The sequence below is a fragment of the Pedobacter sp. AC163 genome, from assembly GCF_979258665.1.
Genome location: NZ_OZ409872.1, coordinates 3265928 through 3288464 on the forward strand (window position 1 = coordinate 3265928; position 22537 = coordinate 3288464).

Below are 22537 nucleotides of genomic sequence, written 5' to 3' on the forward strand. Positions count from 1 at the left end.
CGCCACCGCAGGCAGGCAATGACGGCCTTAGGGTTAAGGAATGACGTTGGGGGTGTTGAGGATGACAGATTGAATAAATTCTAAATGTTCTTGATGCCTTAATGGTTAATTAAGATCCTCACCTACACGAGGATGATTGAGTTGGTTTTGATGGAAGGAAAAAGAGAAACTTATATGTTCTATATGCCTTATATGGTTAATTGAAATTTATGTCGTCCTTGTGCTTTAAGATCCCCAGTCAAGCTGAGGATGACGGAATTGTTGAAGGGATTATTTGCGTAAACGAGAACATTGTCGCAGTCAGCGGAAGGCGCTCCCTTCACCCGCCTGCGATAGAGCTTATCTCTTTTGAAAAAATTCGTGTAAGCTTGCTAATCTAAATTTGCGTTTTGAACCAGGTTAGGTAATTCTCGATTTGAGATACCAGATAATAAGGGAGGTTCAATAGTTTATATTTCTTTCCGCCGGGGGTAACGGCGTCGGTAATGTGCAGCGAGCCTGCATAAAATCGGATGGCCATATTATGTGGGGACAGATCCATAAACATATGCAAAGATTTTAATTTACCTTCAGCTCCTGATTTCACTTCTACCGGAATTAGTTGCCCTTCAAAAGGTACAACATAGTCAACCTCCGCACTTGAAGTAGTTTTCTCCCGCACCCAAAAATGGAGTGCACTTAAGGATTTAAACTGTGTGGCTAGTAACTCCTGACCAACCAAGTGCTCAATCAAGGTCCCTTGATAAACTTTATTTAAATCATCAGTTCCTAAAACCTCTGTCTGTATACCAGCAAAATAATTAAGCATTCCACTATCCAGCACCTGAAGCCTTGGAGATTTCCGATAGTCTGGCAGCAAAGGCAATTTTACATCACTTGACGGGTAAATGAGCTCAATTAACAGCGCCTTTTCCAGCGTTCTTAATGCTTCTCCCATATCCCTGGACCGGTAGGGCGAATTTCCAAAACCTTCAAATTTAATACGCTGACCGGCCCGTCCAAATGATGCCCTTATCGCATGACCTATATGTAATGCCTGTGCATTTGTCCCTGCATATTTCTCAACATCGTCCATGTATGCCGTAATCAACGAATCGAAGATTGATGACAATTCCAGTAAATCTTTGTTTTTACTATACGCTGCAATAACTTCCGGCATTCCCCCTATAAGTGCATAGGTATGAAATAGCTGCATGAGTTTATCATGTGTAAAGGTTGGTGCGGGTACCTGTTGTAAATAATTTATCGCTTCCCGCTCATCCATAGCACTCAAAAATTCTGGAAAAGAAACAGGTCTTAAAACCATATATTCCACTCTACCAACCGGAAAGCTAATGTTTTTATCAAATAACGTTTCGAGCATACTACCCGCGGCTATTACCGCAATCCCTGGTTGGTCTTCATAAAAATAACGTAGAATGTTTAAGGCCTCAGGCACTTCCTGTATTTCATCGATAAACAAAAGTGTATCGTTTCTTTGGGTAAGTGATTGATTTTTAATAAAAAACAAAGACTGCACAAGTAATTCGATCGTTGTGAACTCTTCAAAAGGCTTTCTGTCCACAGCAAGCTCGAGATTGAGATAGATGTACTGCTTAAATTTTTTTGAAAATTGCTCAACAACAGTCGTCTTACCCACCTGTCTAGCGCCTCGTATCACCAATGGCTTACGATTTGATTTGATAAGCCATTTTTCTAACTCTGTAAATATTATCCTATCGAACATTTGACAAAAACTTTAATTCCAAAACTACTTATTGTTACAAAATTAGGGTTAAATAGTGAATATTTCGTCACAAAATTAGGGTTAATTAATCATTTTTCTATCACAGAATTAGGGTGAATTTTATTAGTAATTGTAATAGAATTAGGGTAAGTGTATGTATTGTTGTTACTGAAATGTTCGCGAAAGCCATTTATTAATTTTCTTGATATTTCGTAGCTGGTTGTGTTTAGATGATTTTTCTTGTGTTAAACGAATTCATTTCGCAAATTTAAGTGATAACATTTGAGCCCAATAACAGTCATTTTAGATCGTTAGTGAGTCGTAATTGTGTTTTGCAAGTAATTGTTAGTCAGTAGATTGTTTAAATAAAGCTTGTTTTGGTTTCGTCGAGACTATATAAGAGCGCAGTGAAATTTATTTCAACCGCTTTTTGTTTTAATTCCAATTTTGCTCATTTTGAATTACGCATTAACTATGCTCCACTTTTGATCCACTTATTCACAAGTGGGGCACCAGAAGACTAAATTTTCTAGCGCCTAAAAATCGGTTGAATAAACCAAAACCATTTACCTGAGGTAATGTTTAAAAGATGGATGAGATTTTTTATCCTCTTAAATATTAAACATGAATTCAGGAAATATAACTTATTTAAACCTCAGAGAATTAGCCCATGAGGATTACGTGATTACAGATGGACAGGCAGATATTACAGGTTGGCCGGTGGTTGATGAAAGCCAAACACCTGTCGGAAAAGTGCGGGATTTACTATTCGATCCGGAGCAAAATGCGGTTCGTTATATCATTGTTGACCTTAATGATCAACACACTGCAATAGAAGATAAAGCCATCTTGATCCCGATCGGGTTTGCCAACCTAGGCGAGGATAAAAAGGAGGTGGTGATCCCTGTTTTGCATGAAGATCAGTACAATGCCATGCCCCGCTACATCATAGGCGAGGTGACGAGAGACACCGAAATGCAAATCAGATCAGCCATTGGAAGTCCGGCGGCATTACGCATAGAAGAAGAAATTCATGAGCTTGATCCTGCAGATTTTTATGCACATCATCATTTCGATCGTGGTAATGTGATTTCAAGAAGGCAGGAAACTTCGCCATCTGGAGTAATTTATGATGCGGCCATTGAAAACCGCGAAGAAGAACGACACACCATTCATCAGTTGATAGAACATGCGGAGGAAAACAAAGTGGAGCACGACGAGCTGAAGCCCGCTGCTGTATCAGAACATGCAGATTTTACGGTAACCGCCGGGCAAGGGATTTACACCATTTCGCCACAGGAGAACGGTACTTACCGCATTTTTCAAGGTGAAAACAAAATTGGTGTAATCTATGCTGAACCGGGTCATGAAGGTACAAAGTGGCGTACGATGGATCACCTGGATGAAAACCTGGTAAGCAGTTTAGGTCAATCCATTGCGGCGCACAACGATTCAAATGCTGTTTAGTAGAAATAAATAGCGGGTAGCAAAGAGATCAGCCTTTGGTGATTTGCTAATTGAAAGAACTCATCAATCGTTATTGGTGAGTTCTTTGCGTTTCAGTGGATTTAAATCTTCAGTACGTACGGTCCGTAATCTCCCATTTACCTGATGGCCTGTCGATCAGCACAATTAGAAGGTTCGATCAATTTATAAATGCTTTAAGTATTCCAGGTATAACGCTACGCCTTTAGCAATATGGCTTTCATCAACCTGATGTTCCATTCCATAAAAAGCAAACGGTGGCTGATAATTAGCTTTTACATATTCAAAACTGAGTTCAAAGGGTCTAATCAATTCGCTTAGTGGATATTTATAGACGCCAGAAGAACTTAACTCACTTTCTTCTACACCTAATGATATCGCCAAAGCAATCTTTTTTCCTTTCATTCGGTATCCACTTTTGCTGCCATAGGCCCAGCCATGGGTGAGCACCTCATCCAGCCATTTCTTTAACAGCGCAGGGCAATTAAACCAATAATAGGGGAACTGAAATACAATCTGATCATACTGTTCAATCAGGCGTTGCTCTGCCAAAACATCTATTTTTCCATCTGGATAAGCCTGATGCAATTGGTGAATGGTATAACTTTCAGGGAATTTAGACAGTTCCTCAATCCATCTTTTGTTGATAACGGATTCTGCAATATTGGGATGAGTGACGATGATTAATGTTTTCATTTCTTTCGTTTTTTATGATGCTACAAAGTTATTGCCTAACCAGGTGTTTTGTATATTGCCTGCCAATTGTTAGGTACTATATAAAATGTAAGTAATGAGTGAGATCAAAGAAACATCAACCAACTTTGCCAATAAAATCGCCCTGGCGGATGAATGTCCGGAAGCCTACGCCTCGAATATCATCGGCGGCCAGTGGACTTTAGTGATTTGCTCCTGGTTGTTGAGTGGAAAAATGAGGTTCGGTGAACTTCGGAAGAAATTACCCAACATTACTGAACGAATGTTAACCTTACAACTTCGAAAGCTGGAGGAGCATAAGATCATCAGCAGAACAATTTATGCCGAGGTTCCGCCCCGTGTAGAATATGAACTTACTCCAATAGGTTATGCGCTAAAACCGGTGATCAAAGCCCTGGAAAGCTGGGGCGAAGAACATAGAGCATTGTTAAAAAATCAACAGTAGATCGGAATTTATGACTACGCTCAGGATGACAAGTTGCGAGATTGATACCTAGCTTAAAAGATCTCTCCGCTACGGTCGAGATGACGGTGACCTAAATAGGCGCTCGCTATGGCCGCTATGCTTCCCGGCATAGGAGATGATGGAAGGGGGAAAAACCTCTATCCGCCTATCGGCACCTTTCTCCTTAAAGAGAAAGGCTCGTAAAAGAATGTCATCTCCTCATTGCTATAATAACCCTGCTTCCTGGCATAGGAGATGATGGAAGAGGGAAAACGTTAAAGCTTATGCAGCAACGTTCAAACACCACCAGCCAAGGCATCGCGTATTCTGCGATTCTTCATCGCAGCTTGTGATGCCGTTATAAACGCTTTGACGAATGTACCCGACAGCAGATGCACGCGTCCCGATTCATCGGGAAGCCTTGATGTTATTAATAGTTTATATGTTTTTAAAGGTATCAATGAGCTCGCTGAAGAGCTCGGTTTGGATACCTTTTTATCAAGAAAAAGGTAAGAGGCCGCCGCCGATGAGGCGAAAGAGATTCTTCGACTACGCTCAGGATGACAAGTTGCGAGATTGATACCTAGCTTAAAAGATCTCTCCGCTACGGTCGAGGATAGATTTCCTTCAGATTAGTTTAAAGAAAACCTATATGTTCTATATGCCTATATGGTTAATTGCACCAGAGGAGTTTCTTTATTTGCTTTAAGATCCCCAGTCAAGCTGAGGATGACGGATTGGTTGCGGGAATTTGTTGGATGGGGTTGATTGGAAGGATTTGCTGAATGGAAATCCGGCGTAAACGAGGGGATTGCTTCGGCTCGCTCTAATCCAGCCTCGCCCGCCTACCATAGGCAGGCAATAACGTAAGGTATTTTGGAATACTTATATGTTCTCTATGCCTATATGGTTAATTAAACCTAAAGGAGTTTTAAATGAGTGAAGCAGATCGCTGTTTCAATATCTGAAGATAACGGTCGATTCGCCTTTTGTTTTGCTGTTGTAATAACGTTGGGTAGAGGTTCATAATCAGATTGACGAACAGCATCACTAGGGCAAGCCAATACAGCCCCTGATACAGTCTGAATAAGATGAAAGGCACCATAAATAAGAAGGCAAATAGGTGGTTAAGTTCTGCCTTCATCATTTCCTCCCTGTACGTTTCTAATTCGCTTGCCTTTATTTTTTTACTAAGGGATAGCTTCGGGTTAAAATATTTAAAAAAGCTATGCAGGATAATCCATTTAAAAGGTTGCATTCCGAGTGCCGTATTGAGCTTTTCGCTGCTAAGGAAGTTGAGGCTGGAGAGTCGTTGCTGATAAAAATTGGTTTTGGAAAGCAGTGCGGTGATGATCATGCCAACAATCCAGGAGATAAAGGCAATAGATAAGCTGAAAGTGAAATACCTGATCATATGGGAGAATCGTCGTTTTTAGTTGGATGAACAATCGAAAATAGTGAAAAATTTATGATTCTTTTTTTCTTGAAGCGAACTGCTGAGTTTTTACTATGGAGAGGGGGAAATTTAATTTGCTTTGAGATCCTTCGACTACGCTCAGGATGACAACGGACGAGATTGAGCTTAAAAGATCTCTCCGCTGCGGTCGAGATGACGGACTGGTGGAGGAGATGACGATGAGCAGAAAGATTCCTGTGGTGGTTTTCCTGCATTGCGGATGATGAATGGAGAAAGGCTATATTTACTATATACCTATATGGTTTAAAACTGGTTTGAATCGTCAAGGAGAAAAAGAAGAGGTCCTTCGACAAGCTCAGGATGACAACGGACGAGATTCAGCTTAAAAGATCTCTCCACTGCGGTCTAGATAACGGATTGGTTGGAGGAGATGAGGATGAGCAGAAAGATTCATGTGGTGGCTTCCTGCATTGCGGATGATGAATGGAGAAAGGCTATATGTACTATATACCTATATGGTTTAAAACTGGTTTGATGCCGTATAGGAGAAAAAGAGATCCTTCGACAAGCTCAGGATGACAACGGACGAGATTGAGCTTAAAAGATCTCTCCGCTGCGGTCGAGATGACGGATTTGTTGAGGGGATTTGTTGGATGGGATTGATTGGAAAGGTTTGCTGAATGGAAATGCGGCGTAAAAGAGGAGATTGTCGCAGTCAGCGGAAGGCACTTCCTTCACCCGCCTACCGCAGGCAGGCAATGACGTCCTTAGGGTTAAAGGCTGACGTTGTGGGTTTTTAGATTATAAACTGGATTGGAATTTGAGAAAGAAAAACTTATATGTTCTATATGCCTTATATGGTTAATTGAAATTTAAGTTGTGCTCGTGCTTTAAGATCCCCAGTCAAGCTGAGGATGACGGATGTGTTGAGTGTGTTTAGGCTTTCAAGTGTTTAAAGGATATCAGGTTAGACTTTATTTGTCCTGGCCGGACAGGCTTTTTGCTTTTTGATGTCAAAAAGCAACAAAAAACACCGGCTTAAAATTCTTGTATTCAAGTTTCTGCTTAGGCCTTGACGGTGCATCCCCAAGAATTTGTCCCAATGGGATTCCTTTGGAATCAGGCCGGATTGAAGGTTAACGGAGATGTTCTGCGTTGGCCTTATTAGGAGGCAAAGCAAAGTCGAATTGCAGGCGGTTGCGTTTTTCTGAATCAAAAATATAGAAGACAAAATTCTAGTTTAGTCCTTTTGCTTAAAGATCCCCAGTCGAGTTAAGGATGAGGGATTGGTTGAATGTTTTAGGGACAGAAGACGAAATTTCTAGTACCTACAAATCGGTTGAATAAACCAAAACCATTTACCTGAGGTAATGTTTAAAAGATGGATGAGATTTTTTATCCTCTTAAATATTAAACATGAATTCAGGAAATATAACTTATTTAAACCTCAGAGAATTAGCCCATGAGGATTACGTGATTACAGATGGACAGGCAGATATTACAGGTTGGCCGGTGGTTGATGAAAGCCAAACACCTGTAGGAAAAGTGCGGGATTTACTGTTTGATCCGGAGCAAAATGCGGTTCGTTATATCATTGTTGACCTTAATGATCAACACACTGCAATAGAAGACAAAGCCATCCTGATCCCGATTGGGTTTGCCAACTTAGGCGAGGATAAAAAGGAGGTGGTGATCCCTGTTTTGCATGAAGATCAGTACAATGCCATGCCCCGCTACATCATAGGCGAGGTGACGAGAGACACCGAAATGCAAATCAGATCAGCCATTGGAAGTCCGGCGGCATTACGCATAGAAGAAGAAATTCACGAGCTTGATCCTGCAGATTTTTATGCGCATCATCATTTCGATCGTGGTAATGTGATCTCGAGAAGGCAGGAAACTTCACCTTCTGGAGTAATTTCTGATGCGGCCATTGAAAACCGCGAAGAAGAACGACACACCATTCATCAGTTGGTAGAGCATGCGGAGGAAAATAAGGTGGAGCACGACGAGGTGAAGCCCGCTGCTGTATCAGAACATTCAGATTTTACGGTAACCGCAGGGCAGGGAATTTACACCATTTCGCCACAGGAGAACGGTACTTACCGCATTTTTCAAGGTGAAAACAAAATTGGCGTAATCTATGCTGAACCGGGTCATGAAGGTACAAAGTGGCGTACGATGGATCACCTGGATGAAAACCTGGTAAGCAGTTTAGGTCAATCCATTGCGGCACACAACCATTCAAATACTAGTCAGTAAAAATAATACTGGTTAGCAACGAGATCAGCCTTTGGTGATTTGCTAATTGAAAGAACTCATCAATCGTTATTGGTGAGTTCTTTGCATTTCAGTGGATTTAACTTAAGGTCATTGAATGATCCTCGAGTTACGTCTACGCCTGTCGATCAATAACATTAAAGGGTTTGACCAGCCGATAAATGCTTTAGGTATTCCAGGTATAACGATACGCCTTTATCGATATGGCTTTCATCAACCTGATGTTCCATTCCATAAAAAGCAAACGGTGGCTGATAATCAGCTTTTACATATTCGAAACTGAGTTCAAAGGGTCTAATCAGTTCGCTTAGCGGATATTTATAGATGCCGGAAGAACTTAACTCACTTTCTTCTACGCCTAATGATATCGCCAAAGCAATCTTTTTTCCTTTCATTCGGTATCCACTTTTGCTCCCATAGGCCCAGCCATGGGTGAGCACCTCATCAAGCCATTTCTTTAACAGCGCCGGGCAATTAAACCAATAATAGGGGAACTGAAATACAATCTGATCATATTGTTCAACCAGGCGTTGCTCTGCCAAAACATCTATTTTTCCATCTGGATAAGCCTGATGCAATTGGTGAATGGTATAACTTTCAGGGAATTTAGACAGTTCCTCAATCCATCGTTTGTTGATGACGGATTCTGCAATATTGGGATGAGTGACGATGACTAATGTTTTCATTTCTTTCATTTTTTATGATGCTACAAAGTTATTGCCTAACCAAGTGTTTTGTATATTGCCTGCCAATTGTTAGGTACTATATAAAATGTAAGTAATGAGTGAGATCAAAGAAACATCAACCAACTTTGCCAATAAAATCGCCCTGGCGGATGAATGTCCGGAAGCCTACGCCTCGAATATCATCGGCGGCCAGTGGACTTTAGTGATTTGCTCCTGGTTGTTGAGTGGAAAAATGAGGTTCGGCGAACTTCGGAAGAAATTACCCAACATTACTGAACGGATGTTAACCTTACAACTTCGAAAGCTGGAGGAGCATAAGATCATCAGCAGAACAATTTATGCCGAGGTTCCGCCCCGTGTAGAATATGAACTCACTCCAATTGGTTATGCGCTAAAAGCGGTGATCAAAGCCCTGGAAAGTTGGGGCGAGGAACATAGAGCATTGTTAAAAAATCAACCGTAGATCGGAATTTATGACTACGCTCAGGACGACAATTTGCGAGATTGATACCTAGCTTAAAAGATCTCTCCGCTACGGTCAAGATGACGGTGACCTAAATAGGCGCTCGCTATGGCCGCTATGCTCTCCGGCATAGGAGCTGATGGAAGGGAAAAAACCTCTATCCGCCTATCGACACCTTTCTCCTTAAAGAGAAAGGCTCGTAAAAGAATGTGATCTCCTCATTGCTATAATAACCCTGCTTCCCGGCATAGGAGATGATGGAAGAGCCTGTCCCGATTTACCATCGGGAGGAAAAACGTTAAAGCTTATGCAGCAACGTTCAAACACCACCAGCCAAGGCATCGCGTATTCTGCGATTTTTCATCGCAGCTTGTGATGCCGCCGTAAACGCTTTGACGAATTTACCCGACAGCAGATCCAAGCCTTGATTGTTTGCTTCTTTGTTATCAAGAACAAAGAAGAAGGCCGCCGCCGATGAGGCGAAAGAGATCCTTCGACAAGCTCAGGATGACAAGTTGCGAGATTGATACCTAGCTTAAAAGATCTCTCCGCTACGGTCGAGGATAGATTTACTTCAGATTAGTTTAAAGAAAACCTATATGTTCTATATGCCTATATGGTTAATTGCACCAGAGGAGTTTCTTTATTTGCTTTAAGATCCCCAGTCAAGCTGAGGATGACGGATTTGTTGAGTGTATTTAGGCTTTCAAGTGTATAAAGGATATCAGGTTAGACTTTATTGTCCTGGCCGGACAGGCTTTTTGCTTTTTGATGTCAAAAAGCAACAAAAAACACCGGCTTAAAATTCTTGTATTCAAGTTTCTGCTTAGGCCTTGACTGTGCATCCCCAAGAATTTGTCAGGCCGGATTGAAGGTTAACGGAGATGTTCTGCGTTGGCCTTATTAGGTGGCAAAGCAAAGTCGCATTGCAGGCGGTTGCGTTTTTCTGAATCAAAAATATAGAAGACAAAATTCTAGTATAGTCCTTGCTTTAGGATTCCCCAGTCAAGCTGAGGGTGACGGATTTGTTGAAGGAATTTTTGCATAAACGAGCAGATAGTCGCAGTCAGCGGAAGGCACTTCCTTCACCCGCCTACCGCAGGCAGGCAATAACGGCTCCAGGGTTATGGCTGACGTTGTGGGTTTTGGCAATTATGGAATAGGTTAGACTTTGGAGAGAAAAACCTATATGTTCTATATGCCTATATGGTTAATTGCACCAGAGGAGTTTCTTTATGTGCTTTAAGATCCCCAGTCAAGCTGAGGATGACGGATTGGTTGGGGGGATTTTTGCGTAAGCAAGAAGATTGTCGTAGTCAGCGGAAGGCGCTTCCTTCACCCGCCTACCGCAGGCAGGCAATAACGGCTCTAGGGTTGTAGCTGACGTTATGGGTTTTGGCAATTATGGGATAGGCTGGACTTTGGAGAGAAAAACCTATATGTTCTATATGCCTATATGGTTATTGAACCCAAAGGAGTTTCTTTATGAGCTTTAAGATCCCCAGTCAAGCTGAGGATGACGGATTTATTGAGGGAATTTGTTGAATGAGGTTGATTGGAAGGATTTGCTGAATGGAAATGCGGCGTAAACGAGGGGATTGCTTCGGCTCGCTCTAACCCAGCCTCTCCCGCCTACCGCAGGCAGGCAATGATGTAGGTATTTTGGAATACTTATATGTTCTATATGCCTATATGGTTAATTAAACCTAAAAGGAGTTTTAAACGGGTGAAGCAGATCGCTGTTTCAATACCTGAAGATAACGGTCGATTCGCCTTTTGTTTTGCTGTTGTAGTAACGTTGGGTAGAAGTTCATGATCAGGTTGACGAGCAGCATCACTAGGGCAAATCAATACAGCCCCTGATACAGTCTGAATAAGATGAAAGGCACCATAAACAAAAAAGCAAATAGGTGGTTAAGTTCTGCCTTCATCATCTCCACCCTGTACGTTCCTAATTCGCTTGCCTTTATTTTCTTACTAAGGGATAGCTTTGGATTAAAATATTTAAAAAAGCTATGCAGGATAATCCATTTAAAAGGTTGGATTCCGAGTACTGTATTGAGCTTTTCGTTGCTAATGAAGTTGAGGCTGGAGAGTCGTTGCTGATAAAAATTGGTTTTGGAAAGCAGTGCGGTAATGATCATGCCAACAATCCAGGAGATAAAGGCAATAGATAAGCTGAAAGTGAAATACCTGATCATATGGGAGAATCGTCGTTTTTAGTTGGATGAACAATCGAAAATAGTGAAAAATTTATGATTCTTTTTTCTTGAAGCGAACTGCTGAGTTTTTACTATGGAGAGGGGGAAATTTAATTTGCTTTAAGATCCCCGCCTACGCGAGGATGACGGACTGGTTGGAGGAGATGAGGATGCTCTAAAATAATCGCTCGCTATGGCCGCCCTGCTCTCCGGCATAGGAGCTGATGGAAGGAGAAAACGTTAAAGCTTTAGCAGCAACGTTCAAAAACCACAAACCAAGGCAACGCGTATTCTGCGATTCTTCATCGCAGCTTGTGATGCCGAAATAAGAGCTTTGACGAATTTACCCGACATCAGGTCCAAGCCTTGATGTTTTGTTTCTTTTGTATCAAGACAAAAGAAAGAGGCCGCCGCCGATGAGGCGAAAGAGAAAATTCATGGTAATAATAAAACCTGTTTAGTGTTTTAAGATCCCCGCCTACGCGAGGATGACGGATTGGTTGGTGGAGATGAGGATGAGCAGAAAGATTCATGTGGTGGTTTTTCCTGTGGTGGCTTCCTGCATTGCGGATGATGAATGGAGAAAGGCTATATGTACTATATACCTATATGGTTTAAAAATGGTTTGAATCAAGGAGAAAAAGAGGTCCTTCGACTACGCTCAGGATGACAACGGACGAGATTGAGCTTAAAAGATCTCTCCGCTGTGGTCGAGATGACGGATTGGTTGGAAGGGGATGACGGATTGATATTTTTGCAAAATGCTATAGCCATCATGCTCTCCGGCATAGGAGCTGATGGAAGGAGAAAACGTTAAAGCTTTAGCAGCAACGTTCAAAAACCACAAACCAAGGCAACGCGTATTCTGCGATTCTTCATCGCAGCTTGTGATGCCGAAATAAGAGCTTTGACGAATTTACCCGACATCAGGTCCAAGCCTTGATGTTTTGTTTCTTTTGTATCAAGACAAAAGAAAGAGGCCGCCGCCGATGAGGCGAAAGGAATGATTGAAAGAGATCCTTCGACTAGGCTCAGGATGACAAGCGATAAGACTAAAACTTGGCTTAAAAGATCTCTCCGCGGCGGTCGAGATGACGGACTGGTTGATGAGGATGACGGATTGATGTTTTTGCAAAATGCTATAGCCATCATGCTATCCGGCCTAGCATATGATGGAAGGAAAGCCTGTTGAAACTTGTGCACTAACGTTAAATACTACTTACAAGGCAACGCGTTCTGTTCCGACCCTTCGTCGGAATACTTGCGTTGCCGCGATGGAAGTTTCGACGAGGATAGCCGACATCAGATGCAAGCCTTGATGTTTTGTTTCTTTTGTATCAAGACAAAAGAAAGAGGCCGCCGCCGATGAGGCGAAAGAGAAAATTCATGGTAATAATAGAACCTGTTTAGTGTTTTAAGATCCCCGCCTACGCGAGGATGACGGATTTGCTGGAGGGGGATTTGGTTTTGAGAGATCTCTCCGCTGCGGTCTAGATCACGAGTTGCGAGTGATATGCTCATCATTGAAAGTTTTAATCGATATACCAACTCCTTTTCGTCGACAAATTACAGGCGTTGGTCTGATAGTTACTTAAGCTGGTATAATACACCATTTTTCCCTGCAACGTTTTTGGGGTGATGGCGTCTTATTATCAGAAAACATTAAGAAACTTAAAATATAAAGTCATGAAAAATTTAACAAAAACATTATTCGCAGTAGCATTAACAGCAGTAGTATTTACTTCATCAGCAATGAGCAGCTTCGCTATAGCGCCAATCAAAAAAGAAACAAAAGTAAACGCAGTTCCTACATTCAAAAGAATTTGGGTAAGTGGAAATGTGAAAATTAACTTAACACAGGGAAGCAGCACGAGCATTTTAGGCGGCGATGGTTACGATGCAACTAAAACGTCGGTAATGAGTGATGGCAGAACACTTTTCATCAACTCTTTAGAAAACAGTCAGGTAACTTTAAACATTACCGTTAAAGATTTGGAAAGAATCGAAGCCTACGGACAATCGGTAGTGCTAAGCACCAATAACCTTGACGTTAAAAACCTCCAGTTATTTTTAAATCAAAGCGCCACGGTAAAAATCAAAGCCACTGCCGGAAGTTTATACACCGTTGTTAAAGAAGACGCAGTACTAAAATTAAATGGTACAGCAGATCAAAGCACGATGGTTGCCAGTAATAATAAAAACGTTAACATTGATAAATTTGCCAGCAAACAATCTGCTTCATACACTTCAGAAGCGATTATGAACGCCGCACAAAACGCAATGGTTTTAGCAAAATAAGCGCTAATTATTTATAGGTAAGCAGCTGTCTGGAAATGGGTAGCTGTTTTTTTATGACCTTATTTTTTTGACTTAGATTAGTGGTGAAAATTTAATAGATGAAAACTATACTTTTAGATTTATAAATAGATTCTAATAATATAAATTTTTTTCTGATTTTTTGTTACCGGTGATGAATCGAAAATCTCCTTTGTTTTGCATACGTTTTTCGGGGTTTTGCAAACATTGATACCAGAACGTAAGCCTAATTTTGGTTATTCAAAAACATCAAAAAATGGAAATTAAAAAGATTAAATTAGGTAATCAAGGTTTAGTTGTACCTCAGATTGGTTTGGGCTGTATGGGGATGACGGGTTTTGAAGATGCCAATATGTATGGAGCCGCAGATGAAACTGAAGCGATTGCTACCATTCACAAGTCGCTTGAAATGGGTGGCAATTTTCTAGATACTGCAGATTTGTACGGTCCTTTAAAGAATGAGCAACTTATTGCGAAAGCAATGGGAGCAGATCGGAATAAGTACATTATAGCCACTAAATTCGGCTGGGAAATTAATGAAGACAATAAAGTTACGTGGGCTATTAACGGGAAAAAGGAATATGTGAAGATGGCGGTAGAACGATCACTTAAAAACCTAAAAACCGATTATATCGATCTATACTATATGCATCGGTTGGATAAAAATACACCAATCGAAGAAACTGTTGGTGCCATGAGTGAACTGGTTAAAGAAGGCAAGATAGGTTATATCGGTTTATCAGAGGTATCTTCCGAAACGGTAAAAAGAGCACATGCTGTACATCCGGTTACTGCCGTTCAAAGCGAATATTCTTTATTTGAGCGAACAGTAGAAGAGCGGGGCATACTTCAAACGTTAACAGAATTGGGAATCAGTTTCGTAGCATATTCACCACTTGGTCGTGGCTTTTTATCGGGTGATATTAAAAAAATGAGCGATTTACCGGAAAATGATTTCCGAAGGGCAATTCCACGCTTTCAGGAAGCTCACTTCCATAAAAATATCGAGTTGGTAGAAGCCATTGAAGCCTTAGCTAAAGACAAAAATGTAAGTGCTTCTCAATTGGCCATTGCCTGGATTATTAATAAAGGAATTGTTCCTATTCCCGGGACTAAAAGAAGAAAGTATTTGGAACAAAATATGGCTGCGGCGAGTATAGAATTAACACCTGCCGATGTAGCTACATTAGAAAATATAGTGCCTCTTGGTACGGATACTGGCAAAGCCTACGACGAATTTAGTATGAGCTTGCTCGATTAATTTCACGGCTGCACCGTGATGCAGCCGTAATTCTTTACTCTTTTATTTGTAAATTACAACCATGAACGCCATAAATTCGATTTCACAATTTCACCGGTTATTATCGCTCCCGGAACCGTTACACCCTTTAGTTAGCGTAATTAATCTCGATCAGGCGATTTTTTTAGAGGATGAAATCTGGAAAGGTTTTATCAATCGTTTTTATTGCGTGGCTTTGAAAAGAGGTGCTACCGGCAAAATAAGGTATGGGCAACAGCATTATGATTACGATAAAGGCGTGCTCAGTTTTACTGCTCCAAACCAAGTTCAGTATCTCGATTTGAATCAAATGGAATGCGGTTCGGGTTATTTGCTCATCTTCCACCCTGATTTTTTACTTCGCCATAGCCTGGCAAACACTATTCACCAATATGGCTTTTTTTCCTATGCGGTAAATGAGGCACTTCATTTATCAGCAGAAGAAGAGGATAACCTAATCGCGATTTTAAACAAAATAAATAAAGAATGTGTGCATATTGATAAGCACACCCAGGAAATTATTCTCTCACAAATAGAGCTGCTTCTTAATTATTCAAACCGCTTTTACGAGCGGCAGTTTATTACCAGGAAAAATAACAGCCATGAATTGCTAACCAAATTCGAAAGGTTACTGGAAGATTATTTTGTGAAAAACCAGAACAACGGTTTATTAACGGTACAATATGTGGCGGGGCAAATGAACCTTTCGCCCAATTATTTAAGCGATTTATTGCGGGTGCATACCGGGCAAAATACACAACAACACATCCATGAAAAGTTAATTGAGAAAGCCAAAGAGAAACTTTCTACCACAAATTTATCGGTGAGTGAAATTGCTTACGATTTGGGTTTTGAGCATGCTCAGTCGTTTAGCACCTTATTCAAAAAGAAAACCAATTTTTCTCCACTTGCTTTTAGGCAAGAATTCAACTAACCGAAATTTAGTTGACTTCGATCTTTGCGGTAATTTCACTAAGCATTTTTTCGCTGAAATTATGATGGCCTGCCAGCCATTTGCTTACTTCTGCCACCTGCGTATCTACCAGTTGGGCAAAAGTTTCTGCATCTATTCCTTTTTCTTTTAAAACCTCGCCTACCTTTCTGGCTGTGTTTTGGTTGATGCTGGTTAATTTTTCAATTGCCGGGTTTCCGTTTTCCTGTATCCAATTAGATACCATATCTTCTTTTTCGGTATTCATGCCTTAACGTATCCTATTTTAATGTGGCGGCAAAGATATTGATTAGAAATTTAGGTGCAAAAAAATTGCACCAGGCTTTGGAGTGCCCGCATTCATTATTTTTCAGGATCAAAACCTTTTAAGCACACCGCTGTTTTATTTGCCGATACCTAACCAAATCGTAAACCCGTTTAGCTGATCAGTTTCAATTAAAAACGATTACGTTAATTTGAGTAGGGGCAATACAAAACCAATCATCTTGCAAACACAACATAACCCTATGGAGAAGAAAAAGTCTTTCTTTCCTAAACTGATGCTTATCCTTTCTCTGGCAGTATTGCTTGGGGTAGAGGGCTATTTCGGTTTTAGATTGCATCAGCTTTCCGATCAGCAGGAGCGTATTAAGGAAGATTATTCCAACATCAATAACATCACCTATGGATTATTTTCTGTGCAAAAATGGAAAGATAATGTATCCAGAATTGTGCATCATCAGGTACGAAACCTTAAAATGACCAAAAAGCAAAAACGCGTTTTGCAACAGGAAGTAGAAAAGGTAATACTTGCTTTAATTGATAAGGCGGAGGCGCTGGTTAATAAACCTAAAAAAACCATTAGCGGTAAAATTCAAAAATTTGCCATCAAGAACTTTGTTAATTCTGATAGCATAAGGGCACAGGTACCCACTTTCGCCAGAAAAATTATTGCCGAGGTTGATGATCCAAAAAATAAAAAAGAGTTGAGTAAAATGGCTATTGGAGAATTTAATGAGCTGGCCACCGAAGAAATGAAAGACAGTGTTTTTGTAGCCAAACAAGCCGAACTAAAAAGATTGTTTGCAGGTTATAAAGTAAACAACACCGATGAGCTGAACAGCAAATTAAGGGCTTCGCTATCTAAAATACGGACGCAAACTTATCAATATTCTTATGGAATGCTGGCTTGTGTAGCCGTGGTTTTGGCTTTTTGGTGGGGTTTAAGAAAGCGCCGCGATTTACACGTTACCCTTTTTGTGATGTCGCTCCTTTTTGCATTTATGTTGCTTGCCGTTGGCTTAACTGCCTCTATGATTGAAGTAGATGCCCGTATTCGCTCTATAGATTTTGTGTTGCTTGGCGAACATATTGTATTTGAAGATCAGGTACTGTTTTTCCAAAGTAAGAGTATTATGGATGTGGTGAGGGTTTTGCTTGGTCAGGAAGGGATTGATTCTATCCTGGTAGGGGTGCTGATTCTCGCTTTTAGCATTTTGTTTCCGGTAGTTAAGCTTACTTCCACCGGCATTCATTTGCTCGGTAACAAAAAACTGGCGGAGAATGGAATTGTGAAATACTTCGCCTTCCAATCGGGCAAATGGAGTATGGCTGATGTTATTGTAATTGCGATTCTGATGGCTTACATCGGTTTGAACGGATTGTTAGAAGGGCAGCTCCAGGCACTGAATATTAAAAATGATTCGCTCACCATCCTCACTACCAACAACACGGCGTTGCAACCGGGTTATATCATATTCATCAGTTTTGTGCTTTATGGATTGATTTTATCCACCATACTTAAGTTTATTACTCCACACGATGCGCATTAACCGGTTTTAATTATGATGGCGACAAACTCTTCCACTCCCGATACTCCACGCAAAAAGAGCAAGGCAGCTCCCTTTGTGCTCATTGCCGTATTAAGCATCCTTTTGCTTGGCGCAGCCTACGCGGGTTTTCGTTTTTATCAGCTTGCTGTTGAGCAAAAAAGCATTAAAGAAGATTATAGTTTATCTAACAACATCACCTTTGGTATTTTTTCTGTAGACCGCTGGGGCGATAAAATTTCTGCCGTTGCCGACCGTAGGGTGAAGGGTTTCAAACTCACGGGTGAGCAAAAACTAGAAATGCGGAAACAGGTAGAAAAAGAACTTCATGGGCTCATTAATCAGGCTGTTGCCGAAATTACCAAACCGCAGAAAGGCCTTGGTGGCAAGCTTAAAAAGCTGGCTTTTAATACATTTGTTGATCAGGATGAACTGCATGCTCAGGTACCTTCTTTTGCCAAAACCATTGTAGTGAAAATTACAAGTCCGGGGAGTTTAAAAAAAATTAAAGGCATTGCAACCAGTAAGGTAGATGAGTTGGAGGCGCAAACCTATGATCATAGCGATACCACCATTACTACCGTAGAACGTAACATTTACAAGAAATACCATGCCGCGAATGCTACCGCATTTGATAAAATTATTGAGACCAAATTGGCCTATATTAAAAAGATGACCATGACTTTTGGCTCGATTATGCTTGGCTGCATTTCCATTGCATTTTTAATGTGGTTATTTTTACGCAAACAGGTTCAGTTGCATGCCCCGTTATTTGTCATGTCGTTATTGTTTGCCCTGGTATTGCTTACCGTAGGGATTATCTCGCCAATTATTGAAGTGGATGCCCGAATTAAAACCCTCGAATTCGCTTTGCTGGGTGATAAAATTGCCTTCACCAATCAGGTGTTATTTTTCCAGAGCAAAAGTATTCTCGGCATTATAGGTACTTTGATCGAGCAGCCTAAACTCGATTCCGTATTGGTGGGTGTATTGTTATTGCTTTTTGTAGTGATTTTGCCTTTATTGAGGATTATAGCGAGAGGTTTACATGTAGCCTGTGCTCACCTCTTCGGAAGTAAAAAGGCTTTGCGGTTTTTAGCCTTCGATTTGGGTAAATGGGATATGGCTGATGTAATGGTGGTTGGTATTGCGATGACTTATATCGGCCTGAATGGCATTTTGAAAAGCCAGCTTTCTGGTTTGAATATAGAGAATGAAACCTTGAAAACGGTTACTTCCAATAATTCGGCTTTGCAGCTGGGCTTTTTCGTTTTTGTTGCCTACGTTATTTTTGCCAAGATCCTTTCTTACATCCTTAAAAAGATGGATGAACGCAATGGCGAATGTTAATGTTTAGCCAAAGCCTGTTTGCTATGGCAACAGGCTTTGGTATTAAATATTAGCTCCCTGATTTGCTTCCCCCTGATTTCACATCATCGTTACTGATGCTCCGCTGATTCTTTTTAATGGCGTCTTTGAGTTTACCAAATTTCCAGTTTAAACTTACATTGAAAGAGCGGTTATAATTTTGTCCGCGGTATCGCTGCGAAAAATTTGGCCCTTCTGTTAAGGTTTCATAGTAGCGGTATTTCATAAACGGATTGTTAACACCCGCCGAAATGGTCAACTTATCTTTCACCAGTTCTTTGCTTCCGCTGAACGACATGTAATAATATTGCCCGGATCTGCCCTGCAATAAAACATCGGCAGAGCTGTAGTTAAAACTTGCATTTGCCCGCCAATCTTTTTCAAATTTGTAGCCTGTATTGAGGTAGATACTGCCCGATAAACCTTCATTTTTGGTTGCTAAGCCATTAATTGTTCCTTCCAGCCAGGCGTAACCAGCGTTACCACTCACCGAAAGATTCCACTTTTTGGTAAGCGGATAATTGATGTTGATATTGGCTGTCAGGTTTTTATTACGCCCTACGTTTGCAAAGGTACTGCGGGTAATTTTATCTGCATCGTTGTAAATTGAAATGTTCTGAATGGTGTTGTTGGCAAAATTATAGCCCACCCCGGCGTTGATAGAACCTTTTTTGAAGCGGCTGTACGTAAGATCAAAATTATTGCTCAAAACGGCTTCCAGATCCGGGTTTCCGCTATATTCGAAGTTTGGCACCGAACGATCGACGAATGGATTTAAATTATCTATTCCCGGGCGTTCAATTCTTTGCGTGAAACCAAAGTTTAAACTGCTTTGATTTTTAAACTTGCGGTTAACTGAAAACGAAGGGATAATGTTAAAATAATCGGTATTTACATTTGAGGCATTGCTGATGAAATCGGCTTTTACAAATGTTTCTTCTATCCTTACCCCAGCTTTGAAACCCCAGTTGGTTAAGTTATAAGCGTAAGAGTTGTAGGCGCCGATCACATCCTGGTTGTTGTTAAAAATGTTTGTCCGGGCCGGATCAATCTGATAATCGCCACCGCTCACCTGCCTTTTGAATTCAAAATTACTGTTGTTATCTCTGAGGATCCCTTTCAAACCAGCTTCAATATTCAGTTTTTTTACGGGATGGACATAATCGAGCTGTATGGTCTGCTCCTTTGAGCGGCTTTCGTTTTCCTGAATATAATTGGGATCGTTAAAATTCTGGCGGTTGATGAAATTCAACTCGTTTCTTTGCGGATTAGTTCCGTTGCTGTATTTATAAGAAAAGGTAAGCAAACGTTCTTTGTTACTTTTAAAACCGAGCTGATAATTTAAACTTAAATCGATGCCGCCCCAATCGAAACGGTTGTTGCTAATTAAATCATAGGCGGTAACCTGCGCTGGAGAGGTTAGACTAAAAGATTGATTATTTGCCGATTTGTTGTAACCGCCGTAGGGATTGATTTCGGCAGTAATTAAGTTTAAGGTATCTATTTCAAAACTCAATTCTGCACCACCGTAGCGGTAATTATTATTGAATTTTCGGTTTCCGATGTTTAAAAGTTCAGAGGGGTTAGCACCTGAAGTCGTTCGTGAATTGATGTTTTGAGTGGTTGGCGTGCTGTAAAATCCAGTTCCACCGTAAGCGGTTACGCCAAACTTTCCTTGTTTTACGGTGAAAAACCCGCCAATGCCGGGGCCGCCAGCCGGAAACTGATGTCTTAAATTTAAACTGCCGTTATAACCGTTATCAATTTTTTTATTAGTGATAATGTTGATGATCCCGGATAAACCCTCGCTGTCGTATTTCGCCGGAGGCGTGGTGATGACTTCAATTTTCTGAATGGAAGAAGCAGGCATGGCTCGCAGAACATCTTTAGGACTTCTCGCTACCATGCTCGATGGTTTTCCGTTGATCAGGATTTTATAATTTCCACTTCCTTTTAATTTGATGTTATCATCAGCATCCAAAGAAAGCAATGGCACCTTACGCATCATATCCAGGGCAGTCAAAACTTTGCTTTCGGGGTCAGCCTGAATATCATAACTGATTCTATCAATTTCCTGCTTAATTACCGGGCGGGTTACACTCACCGACACCTCGTTGAGGTTATTTACCTGCGAAGCCAAAGTAATTTGACCGGCATTGAAATCAGGTTTATCGGCATTAATTTCGAACGACAAAATCTTGGCATTATAGCCAACAGCAATGGCTGTTAAACTGTATTTGCCGGCAACTATTTTATCAAACTTAAATGTGCCGTTTTCTGCTGTAACAGCTGTTTTAATAGCTTGTCCATCTTTTTTGATGGCCAGTGTAATAAATTCGAGTGCTTTTTTTGAAACAGAATCGATCACTTTTCCTTGTACAATGCCGCCTTTATCCTGAGCGGAGGTGTGAAGTACAATTGTGGTAAGTAAAATGGCAAATAAGAGGTGAAAGCGTTTAAAGTAATGCATGAAGGATGAGGATTTCGTAAAATAAAAAGGGAATCGAAAATGATTTAGATTTTAAGTGTTAATTAGATAGAAGACGTTGGATGTTAACAAAGGTTGCATCAAAAAGAAAATTATTTTTCTTTACATGATAATCGGTTGTTTTTGGGGCAATTATTAGGGCTTCCTTAAATAGATATGGCCATAAGAGGAACTGAAATCGTAGCTGGCACCTTTACCAGGATTTGCATTAATGGAAGTAAAAAAACGTTGCTCTTTAATTTCTTCCGGCTTAAAATTAAAGTCTGTATAAATTTTGCCAAAACGATTAGTCATTTTTAATGAGCCAATAGCTTTCTCCTGAAGCTTGGCATCGATACCACCGTAAGTTGCATCAATTTTTATCGGGCCTTCAAAATCAACCAGTTCAACAATCCCATATGTAGAGCTTAAGTTAGTTTTCGTATTAGCCGGAAGCTTGATCTCAATACTAATCTCGATATTTCGACTTTGATAATTCGCTGTCACCGTACTGCCCTTTTCCCTCAAAAAAGCGTTCATTTCTTCTTTGGTATTGAAAATACTTTTCACACCATTTGTAACAGCATAAAAACGTTGTGGAATTTTGGCCATTTCGAGTTTATTTTTAATGGAGATTTGATCTTTGGTTTCAGTTTCAATCAAGCTAAAAACGTCTTCAGCGGCAACACCATCAACTTTAACCGTAGCCACAACAGCAATTTCTTTTTTATCCCAATTACTTATTTTGATGATTTCCGGGAAATCGAAATCGAATTTTACTGTTTGTCCGGTAGTGATTGGATAAGATTTACTGATTGTTTCCTGAGCAAAAGCAATACAAGATACCGTGGCCATTAAAAGCCAGCAAAAAAATGTTTTCATAAGGTGAAGATTTAGGTTCCAACAGGCATTAAGCCCATTGGAAATTTG

Annotated in this window: 17 protein-coding genes and 1 pseudogene; 10 read left to right on the top strand and 8 right to left on the bottom strand. The window is 40.6% G+C overall.

Going from position 1 to position 22537, the window contains the following annotated elements; translation table 11 throughout:
- Window positions 1-376: 376 nt before the first annotated feature.
- Window positions 377-1726, bottom strand: coding sequence for an ATP-binding protein (locus tag ACZZZK_RS14105; protein WP_463484689.1), 1350 nt, complete (start codon window positions 1724-1726; stop codon window positions 377-379).
- A gap of 624 nt (window positions 1727-2350) precedes the next feature.
- Between ACZZZK_RS14105 and ACZZZK_RS14110 the strand changes: the two genes are divergently transcribed.
- On the top strand, window positions 2351-3193 hold the full coding sequence (locus tag ACZZZK_RS14110) for a PRC-barrel domain-containing protein (protein WP_463484690.1): 843 nt from the start codon (window positions 2351-2353) through the stop codon (window positions 3191-3193).
- Window positions 3194-3376: 183 nt separating this feature from the next.
- Here the strand turns inward: ACZZZK_RS14110 and ACZZZK_RS14115 are convergent, their stop codons facing one another.
- The gene (locus tag ACZZZK_RS14115; protein WP_463484691.1) at window positions 3377-3907 is read right to left on the bottom strand and encodes an NAD(P)H-dependent oxidoreductase; all 531 of its coding nucleotides are present in this window, start codon (window positions 3905-3907) and stop codon (window positions 3377-3379) included.
- Window positions 3908-4001: 94 nt separating this feature from the next.
- Between ACZZZK_RS14115 and ACZZZK_RS14120 the strand changes: the two genes are divergently transcribed.
- On the top strand, window positions 4002-4370 hold the full coding sequence (locus ACZZZK_RS14120) for a winged helix-turn-helix transcriptional regulator (RefSeq protein WP_463484692.1): 369 nt from the start codon (window positions 4002-4004) through the stop codon (window positions 4368-4370).
- Between the two features lie 931 nt (window positions 4371-5301).
- Here ACZZZK_RS14120 and ACZZZK_RS14125 read toward each other — a convergent pair.
- Window positions 5302-5727: a glycosyl-4,4'-diaponeurosporenoate acyltransferase CrtO family protein gene (locus ACZZZK_RS14125; RefSeq protein WP_463484693.1), complete on the bottom strand. Its 426-nt coding sequence runs from the start codon at window positions 5725-5727 to the stop codon at window positions 5302-5304.
- A gap of 1476 nt (window positions 5728-7203) precedes the next feature.
- Here ACZZZK_RS14125 and ACZZZK_RS14130 point away from each other — a divergent pair.
- Window positions 7204-8049 carry a PRC-barrel domain-containing protein gene (locus ACZZZK_RS14130; RefSeq protein WP_463484694.1) on the top strand — a complete coding sequence of 282 codons (846 nt, stop codon included), beginning with the start codon at window positions 7204-7206 and terminating at the stop codon, window positions 8047-8049.
- Window positions 8050-8204: 155 nt separating this feature from the next.
- On the opposite strand, the gene ACZZZK_RS14135 is transcribed toward ACZZZK_RS14130, so the two are convergent.
- Window positions 8205-8753 (bottom strand): NAD(P)H-dependent oxidoreductase, encoded by a 549-nt coding sequence (locus ACZZZK_RS14135; RefSeq protein ID WP_463484695.1) that lies wholly within the window; start codon window positions 8751-8753, stop codon window positions 8205-8207.
- A 94-nt stretch (window positions 8754-8847) separates the two neighbouring features.
- On the opposite strand from ACZZZK_RS14135, the gene ACZZZK_RS14140 reads away from it, so the two are divergent.
- Window positions 8848-9216, top strand: coding sequence for a winged helix-turn-helix transcriptional regulator (locus tag ACZZZK_RS14140; protein ID WP_463484696.1), 369 nt, complete (start codon window positions 8848-8850; stop codon window positions 9214-9216).
- Between the two features lie 1718 nt (window positions 9217-10934).
- Here ACZZZK_RS14140 and ACZZZK_RS14145 read toward each other — a convergent pair.
- Window positions 10935-11294: pseudogene (locus ACZZZK_RS14145) on the bottom strand (glycosyl-4,4'-diaponeurosporenoate acyltransferase CrtO family protein).
- On the opposite strand from ACZZZK_RS14145, the gene ACZZZK_RS14150 reads away from it, so the two are divergent.
- The 4 genes from ACZZZK_RS14150 (at window position 11232) to ACZZZK_RS14165 (ending at window position 15946) form a co-directional block, all read left to right on the top strand.
- Window positions 11232-11393 (top strand): hypothetical protein, encoded by a 162-nt coding sequence (locus tag ACZZZK_RS14150; RefSeq protein ID WP_463486315.1) that lies wholly within the window; start codon window positions 11232-11234, stop codon window positions 11391-11393. The pseudogene ACZZZK_RS14145 and the gene ACZZZK_RS14150 overlap by 63 nt on opposite strands.
- A 1710-nt stretch (window positions 11394-13103) precedes the next feature.
- On the top strand, window positions 13104-13715 hold the full coding sequence (locus ACZZZK_RS14155; RefSeq protein ID WP_463484697.1) for a GIN domain-containing protein: 612 nt from the start codon (window positions 13104-13106) through the stop codon (window positions 13713-13715).
- A 274-nt stretch (window positions 13716-13989) separates the two neighbouring features.
- On the top strand, window positions 13990-14994 hold the full coding sequence (locus ACZZZK_RS14160; RefSeq protein WP_463484698.1) for an aldo/keto reductase: 1005 nt from the start codon (window positions 13990-13992) through the stop codon (window positions 14992-14994).
- Between the two features lie 61 nt (window positions 14995-15055).
- On the top strand, window positions 15056-15946 hold the full coding sequence (locus tag ACZZZK_RS14165) for a helix-turn-helix domain-containing protein (protein WP_463484699.1): 891 nt from the start codon (window positions 15056-15058) through the stop codon (window positions 15944-15946).
- 7 nt (window positions 15947-15953) lie between these two features.
- Here the strand turns inward: ACZZZK_RS14165 and ACZZZK_RS14170 are convergent, their stop codons facing one another.
- Complete coding sequence (locus ACZZZK_RS14170) at window positions 15954-16211, bottom strand: hypothetical protein (RefSeq protein WP_463484700.1); 258 nt, start codon at window positions 16209-16211, stop codon at window positions 15954-15956.
- A 259-nt stretch (window positions 16212-16470) separates the two neighbouring features.
- On the opposite strand from ACZZZK_RS14170, the gene ACZZZK_RS14175 reads away from it, so the two are divergent.
- Together ACZZZK_RS14175 and ACZZZK_RS14180 are read left to right on the top strand one after the other, a co-directional pair.
- A complete protein-coding gene (locus ACZZZK_RS14175) occupies window positions 16471-17775 on the top strand; it encodes a paraquat-inducible protein A (RefSeq protein WP_463484701.1) in 1305 nt (434 codons plus the stop codon).
- A 12-nt stretch (window positions 17776-17787) separates the two neighbouring features.
- Window positions 17788-19122: a paraquat-inducible protein A gene (locus tag ACZZZK_RS14180; RefSeq protein WP_463484702.1), complete on the top strand. Its 1335-nt coding sequence runs from the start codon at window positions 17788-17790 to the stop codon at window positions 19120-19122.
- A gap of 49 nt (window positions 19123-19171) precedes the next feature.
- Here the strand turns inward: ACZZZK_RS14180 and ACZZZK_RS14185 are convergent, their stop codons facing one another.
- Together ACZZZK_RS14185 and ACZZZK_RS14190 are read right to left on the bottom strand one after the other, a co-directional pair.
- A complete protein-coding gene (locus tag ACZZZK_RS14185; protein ID WP_463484703.1) occupies window positions 19172-21610 on the bottom strand; it encodes an outer membrane beta-barrel protein in 2439 nt (812 codons plus the stop codon).
- A 153-nt stretch (window positions 21611-21763) separates the two neighbouring features.
- A complete protein-coding gene (locus tag ACZZZK_RS14190) occupies window positions 21764-22489 on the bottom strand; it encodes a hypothetical protein (protein WP_463484704.1) in 726 nt (241 codons plus the stop codon).
- Between the last annotated feature and the right edge of the window lie 48 nt (window positions 22490-22537).